The sequence below is a fragment of the Ruegeria sp. BG3 genome (assembly GCF_056538485.1).
The window spans coordinates 453787-471125 of record NZ_JBQFTE010000002.1; the positions used below are offsets into that span (position 1 = coordinate 453787).

Sequence of the window (17339 nt, forward strand, 5' to 3'; positions counted from 1 at the left end):
GGGGAACGCATTCGCAGCTAGTCCTCGATGACTTCGATCAGGTCCGGGCCAGACGCCCGATTGGAGTTAACGGCGGGATCGACACGATGAAACTCCAGCACGTCTTCGGCACCCGGTTGCATCAACGGCGCGGCACCTTTGCCCGCCTCTCCCAACCAAAGGGACCAATCGTCGGGCTCTAAGATCAAAGGCATCCGGTGGTGAATGGCCGAGAGGCTCTGGTTCGCCTGAGTCGTCACGATGGCACAGGTGGATTGCCGCGCCTCATCCGGCCCCCAATCCTGCCAAACGCCTGCAAAGGCGATGGGCGCACCGTCCTTGCGGTGGATATACCACGGCAGGCGCGTCCCTTGCTGGGACTTGGTCCATTCATAGAACCCCGTCGCCACGATCAGGCAGCGCCGCGATCGGCAGGCGTCGCGAAAAGCGGGTTTTTCGGCCAGCGTCTCGGCCCGTGCGTTGATCAACAAGGGGCCTGCATTTTCGGCCTTGTACCAATGGGGTAGAAAACCCCAACGCACTGCATCCAAGCGACGACCAGAATCGCCTGCGCGAACGACATGCACCTGATTGGTCGGGCAGACGTTATAGTTGGGCACGTCGGGCAAGGCATTGGCAGGGCGCGCGGCAAACAGCTGCGCCATCGCGTCATTGGGCAAAGTGATTGCAAACCGTCCGCACATCAGTCCGTTGTCCAATCCCGGATCGTCGCGGGATGCGATTTCAGCCAAAAGAAAAAGCCGCACCCAAACGGGCACGGCTTTTCAGGTCTTACTTCTGCTTGATGCGACCATCCAGATAAGGCTGGTACGGCGCGTTTTCGGCCAGGTATTCCGCCGTCACATCCGCCAGATCCGGGCCGAAATCATAGGCATTCTTGTCGTCGCCTTCGAAGACGCTGTAGCCGTCACCACCGTTGCGCACGTAGTTATTGGTCACAACCAGATATGTGGCCGAGGGATCAATCGGAACGAAACCGTCACCATCGGCAACCATCACCTCGGTGATGCGCCCTTCATTCGGGGCGGCTGAGGGGTCCCATGTAAAGGTCAGACCAGCGACTTGCGGGAACCGGCCCTTGACCTCTTCGACCTGGCTGACGCCATTTTCCAGCGCGTCGATCACGCCCTGACCGTTGATCTCAAAGGTCGACAAGGTGTTCTGGAACGGCAGGACCGTCAGGACTTCGCCCATGGTGACCTCGCCTTCGTCGATCGAGGCACGCAGACCACCCGCATTCGCAATCGCGATCTGAGCGCCCTGATCCGCAACGCGGGCCAGCATGGCATCCGCGACGAGGTTGCCCATCTCGCATTCCTGCACACGGCAGACATCACGCGAGCCTTCGATTGTTGCAGCTGAGTTGGCTACGACGCGGCCTTTCATCTCTTCAATCGGGGCGCCCATTTCTGCGACGCGTGCCGCGATGCCCTCGTCCGGTGTGACGGAGGCATCCAACAGAATCGGCTCGCCTTCTGCCGAAATCAGATTGCCGTCATCATCAAAGGTCAGGGTGATCTCGCCGAGGTATTTCGAATAGGCATAGGCCTGAACCACCGGAACTTCGCCCACCATCACCGGGTAAGCGCCAGCCGCATCCGCATCTGTGTTGGACAGCAGGGTGTGCGAGTGCCCACCGACAACCAGATCAAGGCCGGGCACCTGTTCGGCGATCTTAATATCCTGAGCCAGACCGACGTGGTTCAGCGCGATGATGATGTCCACACCTTCGGCTTCCAAAGCCGCCACATCCGCCTTCAGGCTTTCGACCTCATCCTGAAAAACAACGTCCTTTCCCGGGCTGGACGTGTCCACCGTATCCGTGGCCAGGGCCGAGATGATGCCGATCTTCTGGCCACCCACCTCAAGCACCACGTGGTTTTGCACCTTGTCCTTCAGCTCAGCCGAAGACGACAGGTCCAGATTGCCCGAGATCACGGGAAAGCTGACCGCATCGATAAAGGCGGCCAGACCTTCGGGCCCGTCATCGAATTCGTGGTTGCCGACGGCCATCACGTCATAACCGATCGCTTCCATAAACTCGGCCTCGGCGGCACCTTTGTAGGTCGTGTAGAACAACGAGCCCTGAAAAGGATCGCCTGCGTCCAGCAAAAGTACATTCTCATCCGCCAGTTCGGCGCGCTTGGCGTCAACGGCTGTTTTCAGACGCGCCACACCGCCAAAACACTTCCCTTCGGCTTCATCTTCAGCACCGCAAGTGGAATCGTATTTGTTGATCGACTCGATCCGGCTGTGAATGTCGTTGGTGTGCAGAATGGTCAGCTTGTAGTCGGCAGCAGCGATGCCTGCACTCAGGCCGAGGATCGCGACCGACGTCAAAAGGCGGCTTACCATGTTGAAACTCCCTGTCATTGTTTTTCGGGATCGTGCGCTGATGCGACGGAAGAGTCAAAGGGGGAAATCCGGCTTGATTCCACGGGCTATGCGGGGCATCAGACCCTCATGCTGATCTACAAGATATTCCGGGCCGAGGAATGGGCCGCGTTGCAGGCAAATGGCGCAACTGATGGCGCGCCAATTGATATCGCTGACGGGTTCGTCCACTTTTCGACAGCCGAACAGGCGGCGGAAACCGCTGCCAAACACTTTGCTGGGGTTGAAGGTCTGACACTGCTTGGCTGCAACGCTGACGCCATGGGCGACGACTTGAAATGGGAAGTGTCGCGCGGTGGGGCCTTGTTTCCGCATCTCTACCGCCAAATCCGGCTCAGCGATGTGGTTTGGTCCCGCCCCCTGCCCTTCGATGGCCAAACCCACCAATTCCCGAGCGAGATGGTATGACCGCCTATATTGATCCCGATCGTGAACAGTTCGAAGCCTTCAAGGCGTTGGGTCGGGATCAACCCATCGAGATGCTGAACCTTGTCAGGTTTCGCGCCAAGGCCAACTATCCGGTAGGCCACGCCTTGGCGGATCAGGGTCTTACAGGCGCCGAAGCCTATCGCCACTACGGGACTGAAACCGCCCCAATCATCGCCAGAATCGGTGCGTCAATCCTGTGGCGTGGGGCGTTTCAGACCACATTGATCGGACCGCAGGACGAGGTTTGGGATGAAGTGTTCATTGCCCGATATCCCACAGCCCATGCGTTTCTTGAAATGGTAACAGACCCGGTTTACCGGTCTGCGGTGGTCCACCGTCAGGCCGCTGTCGAAACCTCCCGCCTGATCCGCTGCGGTACCGCGCAAGGAGGCGCGTCTTTCGGATGAAACTGACCGAGAAACTGGGCCTCGCCGCCCTGCACCGTATGGACCCTGAAGCGGCCCATGGTCTGTCGATCAAGGCCTTGCAGGCCGGCCTGGCCCCAACGCCCGGACCGGTGACGTCATCGCGTCTACAGACCGAACTCGCAGGGCTGGGCCTGCCCAACCCCGTAGGCCTCGCCGCCGGGTTCGACAAGAACGGAGAGATTCTGGCCCCTCTTTCCCGAGCAGGGTTTGGGTTCATCGAGGTCGGAGCGGTGACCCCGCGCCCGCAACCCGGCAACCCGAAACCCCGCCTGTTCCGCCTGACCGAGGACAAAGCCGCCATCAACCGCTTTGGCTTCAACAATGAAGGTATGGAAGTGATGGCCGAACGGTTGGCCAACCGTCCTAAGGATGCGGTGATCGGCCTGAACCTCGGTGCCAACAAGGATAGCGATGACAGGCCCGGCGACTTTGCCAAAGTGCTGGCCCATTGCGCCGCGCATCTAGATTTCGCGACGGTCAATGTCTCCTCCCCAAACACCGAAAAACTGCGCGATCTTCAGGGCAAGGCGGCCCTTGGCGCTTTGTTGAGTGGTGTGATCGAGACGCGCGATGCACTGCCGCGCCCTCTGCCCATTTTCCTGAAAATCGCGCCTGACCTGACCGAGGATGAATTGCAGGACATCGCCGAAGTGGCCTCGGAAACGGGCGTGGATGCGGTCATCGCCACCAACACGACCCTGTCGCGCGACGGGCTGCGCAGCCCGCACAAGGACGAAAAAGGCGGCCTGTCCGGTGCCCCTCTGTTTGAGAAGTCTACCCGCGTTCTGGCCCGATTGAGTAAGCTGACCAACGGCAGAATCCCTCTGATCGGTGTGGGCGGTGTCAGCTCAGCGGAACAAGCCTACGCCAAAATCTGCTCAGGCGCGTCGGCGGTGCAATTTTACACCGCGATGGTCTATGGCGGCCTGTCCTTGGCTGCCGATATCGCAAAGGGTCTTGATGACTTATTGACCCGCGATGGGTTTGACACCGTTGCACAGGCTGTGGGCAGCAAACGAGAGGATTGGCTGTGATCGAATATTGGCACAACCCGCGTTGTTCAAAGTCCCGCATGGGGTTGGCTTTGCTGGAGGAGCGAGGTGCAGAGATCGAGGTTCGCAAATACCTAGAAAACGCCCCCTCGGTCGACGAATTGCGGACTGTGCAATCTCTGCTGGACCTGCCCGCCATCAAGATGATGCGCACGGGCGAGAAGCGGTTCAAAGAGCTGGGCCTTTCAAAGGACGCGCCGGATGCGGAGCTGATCCAAGCCATGGCGGACAACCCGATCCTGATCGAACGTCCTCTGGCCATCTCGGGCGATAAAGCCGCAATTGGCCGCCCACCCGAAAATCTGCTCGCCCTGCTCTAGGCCACCTGAGCTTCAAGCTTCAGATAACGCCAGCCCATCGTCACGCCGCGCGCAAGGTTCAGAACCATCAGCGCGGCCCACAGGCCATGGTTGCCGAACGCGGGCACCAGAATGAACAAAGCGACCACATAGATTGCCACTGATTGCAGCATCGCATTGCGCATGTCGCGGGTCCATGTGGCCCCGATATAGATACCGTCGAACATCCAGCTTGCGACACCGATGATCGGAGCCAAAGCCGCCCAGAACAGGAACGTGCGTCCCGCCTCGCGTACTTCGGGAGAGGTGGACATCAGATCAATCAGCGCGGGACCTGCAAAGAAGAAAACGGCGCTGAGAAGCACCGCGCCACCGACACCCCACTGAGACGCCATGACCGAGGCGCGCCGCACTTGGTATCGGTCCCGTGCGCCAACCGCGCCTCCGACCAGTGCCTCGGCGGAGAAGGCGAATCCGTCCAGAGCGAAGGCGGTGATTTCAAGGAACTGAAGCAGCACTTGATTGGCCGCCAGATTGACGTCTCCCAAATCGGACCCGACGAAAAGGAAGGTGGTGAACGAGCCAGTCAGCAGAACCGACCGGATCATGATATCTCCGTTCACCTGCACCATCCGGCGCAGCCGCGTGGCATCGAAAATGCGCGGCCAGTCGCGCCAGATTTGCCCGGCAAACCCGTCCCGGCACAGCCACAGACCCAGTACCAAACCGGTCCACTCCGCGATCAGGGTTGCAATCGCCACGCCTTCGACGCCCCAGCTCAACCCCAGAACGAACCACAGGTCCAGCACGATGTTGAGACCGTTCATCCATATCTGCAGCAGGAACACACCCCGCGTCCGCTCGACGGCGATCAGCCAGCCTGTGATCGCATATAGGGCAATGGTCGCGGGTGCCCCCCAGATCCGAATCTCTAGGTACGAGCGCGCGAGTGTTTCGACCTCGGGGCTGGCCGGGGATAGCCAAAACGCGCCACTGAAGATTGCGACCTGGGCAAAGATAAACACGAGGCCGGCCGCCCCGCCGAGCATCAACCCACGAATGAGCAAGGCGCGCATCTCGGCGCTCTCTCCGGCCCCGCGCGCCTGCGCGGCAAGACCGGTTGTGCCCATGCGAAGAAAGCCGAAAACCCAGTAGATCGCGGACAGGATCACCGCGCCCATGCCCACCGCACCAATCGGAGCAGCCGCCCCCATCTGCCCCACAACGCCCGTATCCACGGCGCCAAGGATCGGCACAGTCGCGTTAGACAACACAATGGGAACCGCGATCTTCAGCACCCGTTTGTGAGTTATGGGTGCCGAGGCATCCTGCATTCTTAGCCCTTGTCGCGGGGCTGTTGCGGCATCAGGAAATGCCCCGTCGCCTGTGCAAACAGCTTGGCATGGTTGTCCTGCCACGCTTCAACCCGAACCGAGGCGTAGCGCCGTCCGGCCCGGTTCACAAAGGCGCGCGCATAGGCATCGCGCGGCAGGCCCGAGCGCAGGTAGTCGACCGTAAAGTCGATGGTTTTGGGAAAGCGGATCGATTCATCCGTAACAATGGCCTCGGCATCAATTTCGCCGCTTTCGATGTCCGAGAACATGTGCTCCCAACTCAGCGTTATGACGGCAGTGACCTCAAGAAACGCCGCGGTAACGCCGCCATGAAGGGCTGGAAGAAACGGGTTGCCGATCAGCTTCTCGTCAAAGTTCAGCACGCCAGTCAGTTCATCCCCGCGCCGGTCAAAACTGATATTGAGAAACCGGATATAGGGCACGCCATCAACCAAAGCGCGCAAGGCGGCGTCGCGCCGTTGTTTGACAACCTGCATGGGTTCGGGACGGGAACGGGCCATATTACTTCCCCTCAACCGTGAAAGACCCCGAGGCGGTCGCCACTGGCAGGTCAAGATCATCATCCATCGCCGTTGCCCGCACGAAGGCGACGTTTCGGGTGATGTGATAGCAATTGGCCCGTGCAGTGATGCTCTGCCCCGGCGTGGCAGCGCGCATATAGTCGATGCGCAGATCAATCGTTGCTGTTCCGCCCGGAGAAGACGCGTGGCTCATGACTGCGGCCCCGCAGCAGGTATCCAGGATGGTCGAAATCGCACCGCCGTGGATCACGCCCGTGCGCGGATCTCCGATCAGATCTTCATTGTAAGGCATTGTTATCTCGGCTTCACCTTCCCCAATCTGGCTAAGATGAAGGCCCATCGCGCGCGCATGCGGAATGGCTTCGATAAACTGGCGGGCTAGCTTTGCTTTGTCGACCATGATCATATCCTGTTGTCTTGCCCCTTTATGAGCCGCCATCCGATCAAAGGGCAAGCCCACCTGTTGCGCTTGTTCGCATGACGTCCTAGGTTGCTGCCGAGGAGACCCCGAATGTCCGACAACCGTTTGTCATTCAAAGAGATGTGCGCCGAGTTCGACGTGACTCCACGCACTCTGCGTTACTACGAATATATCGAGCTCTTGCAGCCCGACCGCGAAGGGCGATCACGGTACTACGGCCCCAGAGAGTGCGCCCGCATGACCCTGATCATGCGCGGCCGGAAATTCGGGTTTCCTTTGGAAGAGATTCGCCAATGGCTGTTGATCTACGAAGATCAAGGCAACGAAGCGCAGATGGCGACCTTCGTGGAAATGGCGGATCGCCAGATGGAAGAGCTGCGCCAGCAGCGCGCCCAGCTTGACGAGGCGATGGATGCCCTCAAGCAGCTTCGGGATCAAACGGCTAAGTCCATCAAGTAGAACACCCTGCCCTTCTGGGTTCTGGTGAGACCAAGCGATGCACCTTGGAATCGCGTCCTCGGACCAATCTGAGGGCGAATTTCCCTTGCCCCTAGGGAAAGAAAATTTCGCGAAACCCGTCATTACGCGACTGGAAGTTACGTCAACTTAGAAATGACGCAGCGTCTGGATTACGTAAACGTCACCTACATGTTGTAAAGCGTCCATCAACTGCGCAACTCTATTCGGACGACGCCAGTGACGAGAGTATGACGAATGACCGAAGATCTGATGACCATCCGTGAAATGTGCGAGACCTATGATGTCACGCCCCGCACCTTGCGGTTCTACGAGGCGAAGGAACTTCTGTTTCCGATCCGCGAGGGTCAGAAGCGTCTGTTCACCAAACGCGACCGCGCGCGGCTAAAGCTGATTCTGCGTGGCAAGCGGTTTGGTTTCAGCCTTGAGGAAATTCGCCAGCTTCTGGACCTGTATCACGTGGGCGACCAGCAGGTGACCCAGATGTCGCGCACCTATGAAATCGCGTGCGAACGTCTGGCCGATATGGAATCGCGCCGTGAAGAGCTGACGCAGGCCATCGACGATCTGAAAGAGCAGTTGCGCTGGGGCGAAAAAGTCATCGCCTCGATGAAACAGGAAAAGAAGGCGGCCGAATAACTTCGCCCTGCCCTCCGGACATATGAATTAAGGGAGCTTCACATGCCCGTCTACAACGCGCCAACCAAAGATATGCAGTTCATCCTGCATGATGTCCTGAAAATCTCGGAGTCTGACATTCCGGGCTACACCGAACTAGAGACCGAATTCACCGGTGCCGTTCTGGAAGAAGCTGGCAAGGTTGCCAGCAATGTTCTTCACCCGCTGAATGTTGTCGGCGACACCGAAGGATGCCGTTTGGAAAACGGTATCGTTTACACACCCACAGGCTTTAAGGATGCCTTCGAGCAGATGAAAGAAGGCGGCTGGACTGGCCTCGACATGCCGGAAGAGTATGGCGGCCAGAACATGCCCTACGTGATTGGAACGGCCGTGGGCGAGATGTTCTCGGGCGCGAACCAGGCGTTCACTATGTATCAGGGCCTGACCCACGGCGCGGCCTCGGCCATTCTGGCGCACGGCTCGGACGAGCAGAAGAACAAATACCTGCCGAACATGATCAGCTGTGAATGGACCGGCACCATGAACCTGACCGAGCCGCATTGCGGGACCGATCTGGGACTGATGCGCACCAAAGCGGAACCTCAGGGCGACGGCAGCTATAAAATCTCGGGCCAGAAGATCTTTATCTCGGCCGGTGATCACGACATGGCCGACAACATCATCCATTTGGTTTTAGCTAAAATCCCCGGCGGCCCTGAGGGCATCAAGGGCGTTTCGCTGTTCATCGTACCCAAGTTCATCGTGAACGAAGACGGGTCTGTAGGTGAGCGCAACGGTGTTTCGGTCGGCAAGATCGAAGAAAAGATGGGCATCCACGGCAACTCGACCTGCGTCATGAACTATGACGAGGCCACAGGCTGGCTGCTGGGCGAAGAGCATAAAGGCATGCGCGCCATGTTCACCATGATGAACGAAGCGCGTCTGGGTGTGGGTATGCAGGGGGTCTCACAGGCCGAAGCTGCTTATCAAAACGCCCTGGAATATGCCAAAGATCGCCTACAGGGCCGCGATGTGACTGGAGTAAAGAACCCGGACGGCCCCGCCGATCCGTTGATCGTCCACCCCGACATCCGTCGTAACCTTATGGATCAGAAAAGCTTTACCGAAGGCGCAAGAGCGTTCCTTCTGTGGGGCGCGACCATGATCGACAAGGCGCACCGTTCCGAAGACAAAGACGCGGACGGGCTGATTTCGCTGCTGACACCGGTCATCAAGGGTTTCCTGACCGACGAAGGCTATGACATGACCGTTCAGGCCCAGCAGGTCTATGGCGGCCATGGCTACATCGAAGAATGGGGTATGTCGCAATACACCCGTGATGCCCGTATCGCGATGATCTACGAAGGCGCGAACGGCGTTCAGGCGCTTGACCTTGTGGGCCGTAAACTGGCGCAGGATGGCGGCAAGCACGTGATGGCGTTCTTCGAAATGGTCAAAACCTTCTGCAAGGAAAACGCAGGCCAAAACGAAGCCTATGACAAAGCCTTCATCGAACCGCTGAAAGCGGCGTCCAAGGATCTACAGGCCGCTGGCATGTACTTCATGCAGGAAGGCATGAAGAACCCGAACAACGCTCTGTCCGGGTCTTATGACTTCATGCACATGTTCGGTCATGTCTGCCTGGGCCTGATGTGGGCGCAGATGGCCAAGGCCGCTCAAGACGCGCTGGACGGTGGGGCCTCGGACAAAGAGTTCTACGAGACCAAGATCAACACCGGCCGGTTCTATATGGCCCGCCGCCTGCCCGCGACTGCGATGCATCTTTCCCGCATTCAGACCGGCGCAGACACTGTGATGGTTCTGGACGCGGCGAACTTCTGATCAAAGTCTGGGCTCGGGCATCACAGCTCGGGCCCTACTATTCGGAGGAGACAGAATGCCCAAACGCTTTCGCCTGACCCGCCGTTTCCCGGTCGCCATGACCGAGGACGGCTATCGTAAACTCCGCGGCTTCGCCCGCGAGGCCGGGTTGGATGAAGGCGAAGCGCTGTCTTTTCTGTTCGAGAACTTCAACAGCGTCATCGACGAAGACAACCTGACCCATCGGTTGCGTCTCTTCAATTCCGAGTTGGAGGCACGCAAGCGCTAGGCACCAAGGCCGAAAAGCTTGGGCGGACGATGCAAAAAAACGCCACGGGAGGGGCGACCGCATGACCATAAAACTGCACTGCTTCGGTGAAAGCGGCAATTCTTACAAAGCCGCTCTGGCGCTGGAAATGTCCGGCCTCGAGTGGGAGCCGGTCTTTGTCGATTTCTTCAAAGGCGTCACCCGCAGCCCCGAGTTCCGCTCGGACGTCAACGTAATGGGCGAAGCGCCCTTCCTGATCGACGGTGATTTCAAAACCTCCCAATCTGGTGCGATTCAGGCTTATATAACCGAAAAATCCGGCAAGTTCGGCGGCAAGACGCGGGAAGAGAATTACGAGATCCTTCGCTGGGTGCTGTGGGATAACCACAAGCTCAGCTCGATGGCTGGCATGACGCGGTTTCTGATGAACTTCCTGCCCGAAGAACACCGCAATGCCGATGTGATTGCCTTCAACCAAGGCCGTCTGAAAGCGGCCTATGATGTTCTGAACAATCATCTTGAGGGCCGCGACTGGATTGTTGGGCATGGCGTGACCAACGCCGATCTCAGCTGTTGCGGCTACCTCTACTATCCCGAACCATTCGGCTTTGACCATGCCGACTGGCCCAACATCGACGCCTGGCTGACTCGCCTGTCCGAGCAGCCCGGCTGGAAACACCCCTATGACCTGATGCCCGGCAACCCGTCGGATCGAGCTTAAGGAGAAGACCCATGACCGAAGCTTACATTTATGACGCCCTGCGCACTCCGCGCGGCAAGGGCCGTAAGGATGGCAGCCTGCACGAGGTAACCTCGGTGCGCCTGTCCGCCTTGACCCTGAACGCGATCAAGGAACGCAACAACCTCGAAGGCCACGCCGTTGAGGATGTGATCTGGGGCAACGTCACCCAAGTCATGGAGCAAGGCGGCTGTCTGGCGCGCTCGGCGGTTCTGGCCTCTGACCTCGACCAGTCGATCCCCGGTCTTGCGATCAACCGCTTCTGCGCCTCGGGCATGGAAGCCGTGAACCTGGCCGCGAACCAGGTTAAAGGCGGCGCGGGCGACGCCTATATCGCTGGTGGTGTTGAGATGATGGGCCGCGTGGCCATGGGCAGCGACGGTGCCGCGATTGCCGTAGACCCGACGCTGGCAATGGACACCTACTTTGTACCGCAGGGTATCTCGGCCGACATCATCGCGACCGAGTATGGGTTCAGCCGTGACGACGCCGACGCACTGGCCGTAGAGTCTCAAAAACGCGCGGCAGAGGCTTGGGAAGACAACCGGTTCGAGAAGTCGGTCATCACCATCAAAGACCAAAACGGCCTGACCATTCTGGATCGCGACGAATATATGCGCCCCGGCACTGACATGCAGAGCCTCGGCGCGTTAAACCCGTCCTTCCAGATGATGGGTGAGCAAATGCCCGGCTTCGACAAAGTCGCGATGCTGAAATACCCGCATCTGGAGCGGATCAACCACATCCACCACGCGGGCAACAGCTCGGGCATCGTGGACGGCTCGGCCGCTGTTCTGATCGGCAACAAGGAATTCGGTGAGAAATACGGCCTCAAGCCACGTGCCCGCATCAAAGCAACCGCGAAGATCGGTACCGACCCGACCATCATGCTGACTGGCCCGGTTCCGGTGACCGAGAAGATCCTTGCCGACAACGGCATGCAGATCAGCGATCTGGATCTGTTCGAAGTGAACGAAGCCTTCGCCTCGGTCGTGCTGCGTTTCCAGCAGGCATTCGACGTCGATCCTGCGCTGGTGAACGTCAACGGCGGCTCGATCGCGATGGGTCACCCCCTGGGTGCAACCGGTGCGATGATCATCGGCACGCTGCTGGATGAGCTTGAGCGTCAGGACAAGGAAACCGGTCTGGCTACGCTCTGCATTGCGTCCGGCATGGGTGCAGCAACCATTATCGAGCGGGTCTGATGCCCAAGCTGGATCTCTCTCAGATCCCGTTCAAGGGTGGCTCGTCTTATCCCGGCAAACTGGTCGAGGCGGTCGGAGGCCGCTTCAATCAGGGCGTCGGAGATGCAGGCGGGTTGACCCAGTTCGGGGTCAACATCGTACGGCTTGAACCGCAGGCTCTGTCCTCGCTGCGCCACTACCACATGGAGCAGGACGAGTTTGCCATCATGCTCAGCGGCAAATGCGTGCTGATCGACGACGATGGTGAGCATGAGATGCTGCCCGGTGACTGCGCCGCGTGGCCAGCCGGTGAGGCCAACGGCCATCACCTTGTGAACAAGACCGATGCGCCCGCGACCTTTTTGGTGGTGGGCACTCGGACCCCGACCGAGACCGGCTACTACAGCGACATAGACATGATGGTGAAGGATGATGAGAACGGATTCTCTTTCACCCGGAAAGACGGCAGCCCGCTGACGGCTGACCAGATTGGAGATGACAATGACTGATTTCACTCTGACCAAAGACGCAGACGGCGTCGCTTTTGTGACCTGGGATGCCCAGGGCAAATCCATGAACGTTCTGACCCGCGAGGCCTTTCAGGAGGTCAGCCAGCTGATCGATCAGGCCCTGAGCGATGATGAGATCAAAGGGATCGTAATTACCTCGGGCAAAGAAGGCTCCTTCGCGGGTGGCATGGATCTGAATACCCTCGCCACCATCCGTCAGGAGGCCGGCGACGAACCGGCGCAGGCGCTGTTCGATTTTGTAATGGGCGGCCACCACATCTTGCGCAAGATGGAACTGGCGGGCATGGACCCCAAGACCAAGAAGGGCGGCAAGCCGATCGCCTGTGCCATCAACGGCACCTGCGCTGGCATCGGGACCGAGATCGCTCTGGCCTGCCATCACCGCGTCATGACCTCGAACGCCAAGGCCAAGATTGGCCTGCCTGAGATCCTGCTGGGCATCTTCCCCGGTGGTGGTGGCACCATGCGCTATAGCCGTATGGTTGGTGCAATGGCAGCAGCCCCTGTCCTGCTGGAAGGCAAGATGATGGACCCGAAGAAAGCCAAAGGTGCGCAGCTGATCGACGATGTTTCAGACGATCCGGTCGCAGCAGCCAAGGAATGGGTTCTGAACGCCAAGGACGCCGATCTGGTCAAGCCTTGGGACGCGAAGGGTTACAAAATGCCCGGAGGCGCGCCCTACCATCCTGCCGGCTTCATGACCTTCGTTGGTGCCAACGCGATGGTGAACGGAAAGACACAAGGTGCTTTCCCAGCGGCTAAGGCTCTTCTGAGCTCGATTTACGAAGGCGCGCTGGTCGACTTCGACACCGCCTTGAAAATCGAGGCGCGTTGGTTCACCAACGTCCTGATGAACCCCTCGTCGTCGGCCATGATCCGGTCGCTATTCCTGAACAAGGAAGCCTTGGAGAAAGGCGCGGTCCGCCCCAAAGATGTGGCCGATCAGCGCGTTAAAAAGGTCGGTGTTCTGGGCGCTGGCATGATGGGTGCCGGTATCGCTCTGGTCTCGGCGCAGGCCGGGATGGAGGTTGTTTTGGTCGACCGTGATCAGGCTGCCGCTGACAAGGGCAAGGCTTACTCCGAAAGCTACATGGACAAGGGCATCAAGCGCGGCAAAGCCACCGCCGAGAAGAAAGAGGCCCTGTTGGCGCAGATCAACGCCACCCCCGATCTGGAGCATCTGAAAGGCTGCGATCTGATCATCGAGGCCGTTTTCGAAGACCCCGGCGTCAAAGCCGATATGACCAAGAAGGTCGAGGCGATCATCCCCGAGGATTGCATCTTTGCCTCGAACACCTCGACCCTCCCGATCACCGATCTGGCAAAAGCCTCCGGCCGGCCCGAGCAGTTCATTGGCATCCACTTCTTCTCACCCGTTGAGAAGATGTTCCTGGTCGAGATCATCAAAGGCAAGGAAACTGGTGATCGCGCCGTCGCCAAGGCTCTGGACTATGTGCGCCAGATCCGGAAGACGCCAATCGTGGTCAACGATGCGCGCTTCTTCTACGCCAACCGCTGCATCATCCCTTACATCAACGAAGGTGCCCGCATGATCACCGAGGGCGTCAGCCCGATCCTGATCGACAACGCGGCGCGTCAGTTGGGCTTCCCGGTTGGTCCGATCCAGCTGACCGATGAAACCTCGATTGATCTGGGTGCCAAGATTGCGCGCGCGACCAAGGCGGCGATGGGCAATGCCTATCCCGAAAGCCCCTCGGACGATCTGATCTTCTGGATGGAGGAACAGGGCCGTTTGGGTCGCAAGGCCAATGCAGGCTTCTTCGACTATGACGAGAAGGGCAAACGCGTCGAATATTGGAAGGGTCTGCAGGACAAGTACCCTCTGGCCGCTGAGCAGCCTGACCTGATCGAAGTGCAGGAACGTCTGATGTTCGCACAGGTTCTGGAAGCCGTCCGTGCGTTGGAAGAAGGCGTTCTGGAAGACATCCGTGAAGGTGACGTAGGCGCGATCTTGGGTTGGGGTTTTGCGCCTTGGTCCGGTGGTCCGCTCAGCTGGCTGGACATTATCGGCACGCCCTACGCGGCCGAGCGTTGTGATCAGCTGGCCGAGGCCTATGGCGAGCGTTTCGCCTGCCCGCCGCTGCTGCGTGAAATGGCCGAAAAAGGTCAGAGCTTCTATGGCCGGTTCAACCCGGACGCCAAAGCCGCTTAAAACAACGACGCAGGCGCAACTCCCCTTGCGCCTGCGTCTTCCTTACTGAACAGCCGGAGCGGTTTGCCATTCAGGCCGGAGAAACAGAACCGGTGCATTTGGTCGACCCGGCCGCCCGGGCCTGCGAATACCCGCCGCTGGGCGGATCGGGAAAATCGGATCCGTCGGGATCGGAGCAGGCAAAGCGCCCAAGGGGTTCGCCAAAGCCGAAATCTCACCACTTGCAGCAAGCGCACCGACCAACGCAGTCGCAGCGTCTTCGTCGGCCACCGCATATTCTTTTGCCTGACCAGACGTGCGGCTGAAGCGCCCCGAAGGGCAATAGGCCTGCAGGCCACCCTCGATATAGATCACCTCGTCTTGGTCGAAGAACAGGGTTGTGACCTCGAACGACGCTCCCGGAGATTGCGATGTCAACCGACAGGCCCCGTCCAATACCCGCGCAGGCAACACTGTTACACCTTGATCCGTCAGGTCCAGTTTGCCACGATCCAGCGCGACGCCCTGTTCCGGCATCAACCAAACCGCGCGCCCGTTATAGGCTGCCCGCGCAGGCACAAAGATGGGTAGATGGGCCGACCGCCTCTCATCTGCCGGGATATTGACCCAACTGGCCGAGACTCTGCGGACTTCTTTGAAACCGTGATCCAGCGTTCGAACCAGATCGCCAACGGCGATACGTTCAATCAGCTTCCATCCACTGGTGGTCGCGATTTTGGTTCCGTGAAGGAACCCTCCTCTGCGCGATGACACAGCGTCCAGCGCAACTGGCAGATCTGCATCGTCACGATACTCGGAAACATCCGAAAAACTCACTACTTCCAACACGTGCCGAACCCCCTTTTGGCACAAATACTCACATCCCAAGTGATAGCAGATGCAGCGGTTTTTCGTCTTAGTTTGGCCGTATTTACGCCCAATTCGAGTTAAAACGAGGGGCTTTTCGCAACAAACGGCCCTGCCGGAATGGGTTTATCGACCAATCGGAAACTATGAACCGGACGTTGCGTCAAAAGCGTAGCCGAATCTCTGGATGTCTTCTGCGCAGGCTTCTGCCACGGATTGTGCGGACTTGTCGGAATAGTACGCCCTATAATCCGCCTGCCGGCCCGAGGGGTTGATATGGGGCAATTCAACCTCAAACCCCAGATGGCGAAACAGAGCTTGAGCGTCCTGTTCGAACTGTTCCAACCGTATGAACAACTGGCACTGTTCGACCCCATCCGCGCGGGTCATGTAGCGCCGCGCCGGATGGTCCTGAAACGAACGACGAATGGTTGGGTGCAGGACAAAAGGCTCGAATGCCAATTGCTGCGACAGGGTGACGGCCTCATGAATAAAGCTCTGAGATCGCAGCCAGTGATAGTAGCTGACCATGCGATCCCACGGGTTGCGGACCAGCGTGAAGGCAAACATTGCCTCAAGTTCACCGTCCGGCAACACGCCGTTGATATCCGCAAGCGTCGCGTGTTTGTGCAGCCTCCCCCGCGCGGTCAGTTCCTTGGCGCGGCGCCGCCGTTTCAACGCCTTGGGCGTGTCTCCTAGGAGAATGTCATCTTTCATGGCCCGCTGCTCCAGCGCCAAGGCCAGTGAGGTTCCCCCCGTCTTGGGCATATGCACAAACACATAGCGGCGGCCGCGCGAGATGATCATACGACCTCCTGCTCGGGGGCCGCGCGCCTAGCCCTCCAACCCAGAATTGCACCGGCTGTTGCGATCAGACCGATGCCAAAGATCTGCATCACTCCAATCGTCTGTCCAAGGGCAACCCAGGCGAACAGAGGGCCGAAGATCATGATCGAATATTCGAACACGGCAACGAATGAGGGCTCTCCGACCTGATAGGCCTTGATCATCATGAAGACGGCCACGGTGGACCCGACGGCCTGAACCGCGACCCATGGCAAGGCAGCGCGCATATCGAAGACCAGACCACGAGTCACAAAACCTTCGGGACCGTCGGGCCCGGACGCGGGAAAAGCCGTGAAAACGATCAAGCCGACGGCCCCGGCAACGCCCAGAACAAGCATGTTGTTGCCCAGAAGGGCGACTGTGCTTTCGTCCGAGCAATAAGTCCGCGTGACGATCACGCTGAGCGCGTAGAAGAACCCTCCGACAACCGGCAAAAAGGTCCTGAAATCAAACTCGGACGGGTTGGGTTGCAACACGCACAGGATGCCCACAAACCCCAGAAGAACCGCGCCGATGCGCCATGGCCCGATGACTTGCTTTAGACCCAATGCCGAGATCAGCAGCACGAACATCGGTGAGGTGAACAAGCCCGCCAGAGCCTGAGCAATCGGCATCAAGGCGAGTGAGGCGAAATAGAACAGCATGCCCGTCGCGATCAGAACGCTGCGCAGCAAGACAAATCGCAGCCGTTTTGGCCTCAGACTTCCCAACCCCAACAGGGACAGTCCGATGATCAGAGGCAACATCAAAACAGCACGGCTGAGATGGAACTGCCACAGCCCGATGGTTTCGGCCAGCAGGATCACCACGTTGTCGATCACACCAAGAATGGCCATTGCCGAGACCATCAGCACCGAGGCCAAAAAGGGGAGCGTTTCTTTGCCTGGCTGCATGTCCTGCCTTGGGTTAGATGCGCGCAACAGCGCTTGTGCCAT

At 59.0% G+C, this 17339-nt stretch carries 20 protein-coding genes; 12 read left to right on the forward strand and 8 right to left on the reverse strand.

Translation table 11 applies throughout. The features are described from left to right. Positions 1-17 precede the first annotated feature (17 nt). Positions 18-683: an SOS response-associated peptidase gene (locus tag ACR0AI_RS05875; RefSeq protein ID WP_480672387.1), complete on the reverse strand. Its 666-nt coding sequence runs from the start codon at positions 681-683 to the stop codon at positions 18-20. A gap of 88 nt (positions 684-771) precedes the next feature. Next, on the reverse strand, positions 772-2355 hold the full coding sequence (locus ACR0AI_RS05880) for a bifunctional metallophosphatase/5'-nucleotidase (protein WP_480672322.1): 1584 nt from the start codon (positions 2353-2355) through the stop codon (positions 772-774). Positions 2356-2463: 108 nt separating this feature from the next. Here ACR0AI_RS05880 and ACR0AI_RS05885 point away from each other — a divergent pair, with 108 nt between their 5' ends. The 4 genes from ACR0AI_RS05885 to arsC are packed head-to-tail and all read left to right on the forward strand — an operon-like array spanning position 2464 to position 4623. Continuing rightward, a complete protein-coding gene (locus ACR0AI_RS05885) occupies positions 2464-2802 on the forward strand; it encodes a DUF952 domain-containing protein (RefSeq protein WP_170374228.1) in 339 nt (112 codons plus the stop codon). Then, positions 2799-3230, forward strand: coding sequence for a DUF1330 domain-containing protein (locus ACR0AI_RS05890; RefSeq protein WP_480672324.1), 432 nt, complete (start codon positions 2799-2801; stop codon positions 3228-3230). The genes ACR0AI_RS05885 and ACR0AI_RS05890 overlap by 4 nt, the downstream gene beginning before the upstream one ends. Continuing rightward, on the forward strand, positions 3227-4285 hold the full coding sequence (locus ACR0AI_RS05895) for a quinone-dependent dihydroorotate dehydrogenase (protein WP_480672326.1): 1059 nt from the start codon (positions 3227-3229) through the stop codon (positions 4283-4285). Before ACR0AI_RS05890 ends, ACR0AI_RS05895 begins: the two co-directional genes overlap by 4 nt. Beyond that, a complete protein-coding gene (gene arsC, locus ACR0AI_RS05900; protein ID WP_475215145.1) occupies positions 4282-4623 on the forward strand; it encodes an arsenate reductase (glutaredoxin) in 342 nt (113 codons plus the stop codon). The genes ACR0AI_RS05895 and arsC overlap by 4 nt, the downstream gene beginning before the upstream one ends. Here arsC and ACR0AI_RS05905 read toward each other — a convergent pair. Genes ACR0AI_RS05905 through ACR0AI_RS05915 form a run of 3 tightly spaced genes read right to left on the reverse strand, consistent with a single transcriptional unit; the run spans position 4620 to position 6878 of the window. Further along, positions 4620-5936 (reverse strand): MATE family efflux transporter, encoded by a 1317-nt coding sequence (locus tag ACR0AI_RS05905; RefSeq protein WP_480672329.1) that lies wholly within the window; start codon positions 5934-5936, stop codon positions 4620-4622. The genes arsC and ACR0AI_RS05905 overlap by 4 nt on opposite strands. A 2-nt stretch (positions 5937-5938) precedes the next feature. After that, a complete protein-coding gene (locus ACR0AI_RS05910) occupies positions 5939-6457 on the reverse strand; it encodes a PaaI family thioesterase (RefSeq protein ID WP_170374239.1) in 519 nt (172 codons plus the stop codon). Between the two features lies 1 nt (position 6458). After that, positions 6459-6878, reverse strand: coding sequence for a PaaI family thioesterase (locus ACR0AI_RS05915; RefSeq protein ID WP_480672331.1), 420 nt, complete (start codon positions 6876-6878; stop codon positions 6459-6461). Positions 6879-6989: 111 nt separating this feature from the next. On the opposite strand from ACR0AI_RS05915, the gene ACR0AI_RS05920 reads away from it, so the two are divergent. The 8 genes from ACR0AI_RS05920 (at position 6990) to ACR0AI_RS05955 (ending at position 14712) form a co-directional block, all read left to right on the forward strand. Next, positions 6990-7358, forward strand: coding sequence for a MerR family transcriptional regulator (locus ACR0AI_RS05920; protein ID WP_170374244.1), 369 nt, complete (start codon positions 6990-6992; stop codon positions 7356-7358). Positions 7359-7613: 255 nt separating this feature from the next. After that, positions 7614-8015, forward strand: coding sequence for a MerR family transcriptional regulator (locus ACR0AI_RS05925; protein WP_170374246.1), 402 nt, complete (start codon positions 7614-7616; stop codon positions 8013-8015). 42 nt (positions 8016-8057) lie between these two features. Further along, entirely contained in the window at positions 8058-9839 is a 1782-nt protein-coding gene (locus ACR0AI_RS05930) for an acyl-CoA dehydrogenase C-terminal domain-containing protein (RefSeq protein WP_480672333.1), read from the forward strand. A 55-nt stretch (positions 9840-9894) separates the two neighbouring features. Beyond that, positions 9895-10107 (forward strand): hypothetical protein, encoded by a 213-nt coding sequence (locus ACR0AI_RS05935; RefSeq protein WP_170374251.1) that lies wholly within the window; start codon positions 9895-9897, stop codon positions 10105-10107. Between the two features lie 61 nt (positions 10108-10168). Next, positions 10169-10807 carry a glutathione S-transferase family protein gene (locus ACR0AI_RS05940; protein ID WP_480672335.1) on the forward strand — a complete coding sequence of 213 codons (639 nt, stop codon included), beginning with the start codon at positions 10169-10171 and terminating at the stop codon, positions 10805-10807. Between the two features lie 11 nt (positions 10808-10818). Further along, a complete protein-coding gene (locus ACR0AI_RS05945; RefSeq protein WP_480672337.1) occupies positions 10819-12030 on the forward strand; it encodes an acetyl-CoA C-acetyltransferase in 1212 nt (403 codons plus the stop codon). Next, positions 12030-12518: a cupin domain-containing protein gene (locus ACR0AI_RS05950; protein WP_475215137.1), complete on the forward strand. Its 489-nt coding sequence runs from the start codon at positions 12030-12032 to the stop codon at positions 12516-12518. The genes ACR0AI_RS05945 and ACR0AI_RS05950 overlap by 1 nt, the downstream gene beginning before the upstream one ends. After that, positions 12511-14712 carry a 3-hydroxyacyl-CoA dehydrogenase NAD-binding domain-containing protein gene (locus tag ACR0AI_RS05955; protein WP_480672339.1) on the forward strand — a complete coding sequence of 734 codons (2202 nt, stop codon included), beginning with the start codon at positions 12511-12513 and terminating at the stop codon, positions 14710-14712. The genes ACR0AI_RS05950 and ACR0AI_RS05955 overlap by 8 nt, the downstream gene beginning before the upstream one ends. 42 nt (positions 14713-14754) lie before the next feature. On the opposite strand, the gene ACR0AI_RS05960 is transcribed toward ACR0AI_RS05955, so the two are convergent. The 3 genes from ACR0AI_RS05960 to ACR0AI_RS05970 all read right to left on the reverse strand — a co-directional run bounded on the left by ACR0AI_RS05960 (position 14755) and on the right by ACR0AI_RS05970 (position 17339). Then, a complete protein-coding gene (locus tag ACR0AI_RS05960) occupies positions 14755-15540 on the reverse strand; it encodes a Hint domain-containing protein (RefSeq protein WP_480701274.1) in 786 nt (261 codons plus the stop codon). Between the two features lie 162 nt (positions 15541-15702). Further along, the gene (locus ACR0AI_RS05965) at positions 15703-16365 is read right to left on the reverse strand and encodes a sulfotransferase family 2 domain-containing protein (RefSeq protein WP_480672343.1); all 663 of its coding nucleotides are present in this window, start codon (positions 16363-16365) and stop codon (positions 15703-15705) included. Next, on the reverse strand, positions 16362-17339 hold the full coding sequence (locus ACR0AI_RS05970) for a DMT family transporter (RefSeq protein WP_480672345.1): 978 nt from the start codon (positions 17337-17339) through the stop codon (positions 16362-16364). Before ACR0AI_RS05970 ends, ACR0AI_RS05965 begins: the two co-directional genes overlap by 4 nt.

Excerpts from the sequence above, each read along its gene's own strand:
- ACR0AI_RS05940 (WP_480672335.1), top strand. The coding sequence starts at position 10,169 with ATGACCATAAAACTGCACTGCTTCGGTGAAAGCGGCAATTCTTACAAA.
- ACR0AI_RS05880 (WP_480672322.1), bottom strand. The coding sequence starts at position 2,355 with ATGGTAAGCCGCCTTTTGACGTCGGTCGCGATCCTCGGCCTGAGTGCA.
- ACR0AI_RS05935 (WP_170374251.1), top strand. The coding sequence starts at position 9,895 with ATGCCCAAACGCTTTCGCCTGACCCGCCGTTTCCCGGTCGCCATGACC.
- ACR0AI_RS05920 (WP_170374244.1), top strand. The coding sequence starts at position 6,990 with ATGTCCGACAACCGTTTGTCATTCAAAGAGATGTGCGCCGAGTTCGAC.
- ACR0AI_RS05915 (WP_480672331.1), bottom strand. The coding sequence starts at position 6,878 with ATGGTCGACAAAGCAAAGCTAGCCCGCCAGTTTATCGAAGCCATTCCG.
- ACR0AI_RS05925 (WP_170374246.1), top strand. The coding sequence starts at position 7,614 with ATGACCGAAGATCTGATGACCATCCGTGAAATGTGCGAGACCTATGAT.
- ACR0AI_RS05965 (WP_480672343.1), bottom strand. The coding sequence starts at position 16,365 with ATGATCATCTCGCGCGGCCGCCGCTATGTGTTTGTGCATATGCCCAAG.
- ACR0AI_RS05905 (WP_480672329.1), bottom strand. The coding sequence starts at position 5,936 with ATGCAGGATGCCTCGGCACCCATAACTCACAAACGGGTGCTGAAGATC.
- ACR0AI_RS05895 (WP_480672326.1), top strand. The coding sequence starts at position 3,227 with ATGAAACTGACCGAGAAACTGGGCCTCGCCGCCCTGCACCGTATGGAC.
- ACR0AI_RS05930 (WP_480672333.1), top strand. The coding sequence starts at position 8,058 with ATGCCCGTCTACAACGCGCCAACCAAAGATATGCAGTTCATCCTGCAT.
- ACR0AI_RS05945 (WP_480672337.1), top strand. The coding sequence starts at position 10,819 with ATGACCGAAGCTTACATTTATGACGCCCTGCGCACTCCGCGCGGCAAG.
- ACR0AI_RS05910 (WP_170374239.1), bottom strand. The coding sequence starts at position 6,457 with ATGGCCCGTTCCCGTCCCGAACCCATGCAGGTTGTCAAACAACGGCGC.
- ACR0AI_RS05950 (WP_475215137.1), top strand. The coding sequence starts at position 12,030 with ATGCCCAAGCTGGATCTCTCTCAGATCCCGTTCAAGGGTGGCTCGTCT.
- ACR0AI_RS05970 (WP_480672345.1), bottom strand. The coding sequence starts at position 17,339 with ATGGCACAAGCGCTGTTGCGCGCATCTAACCCAAGGCAGGACATGCAG.
- ACR0AI_RS05885 (WP_170374228.1), top strand. The coding sequence starts at position 2,464 with ATGCTGATCTACAAGATATTCCGGGCCGAGGAATGGGCCGCGTTGCAG.
- ACR0AI_RS05890 (WP_480672324.1), top strand. The coding sequence starts at position 2,799 with ATGACCGCCTATATTGATCCCGATCGTGAACAGTTCGAAGCCTTCAAG.
- ACR0AI_RS05875 (WP_480672387.1), bottom strand. The coding sequence starts at position 683 with ATGTGCGGACGGTTTGCAATCACTTTGCCCAATGACGCGATGGCGCAG.
- ACR0AI_RS05955 (WP_480672339.1), top strand. The coding sequence starts at position 12,511 with ATGACTGATTTCACTCTGACCAAAGACGCAGACGGCGTCGCTTTTGTG.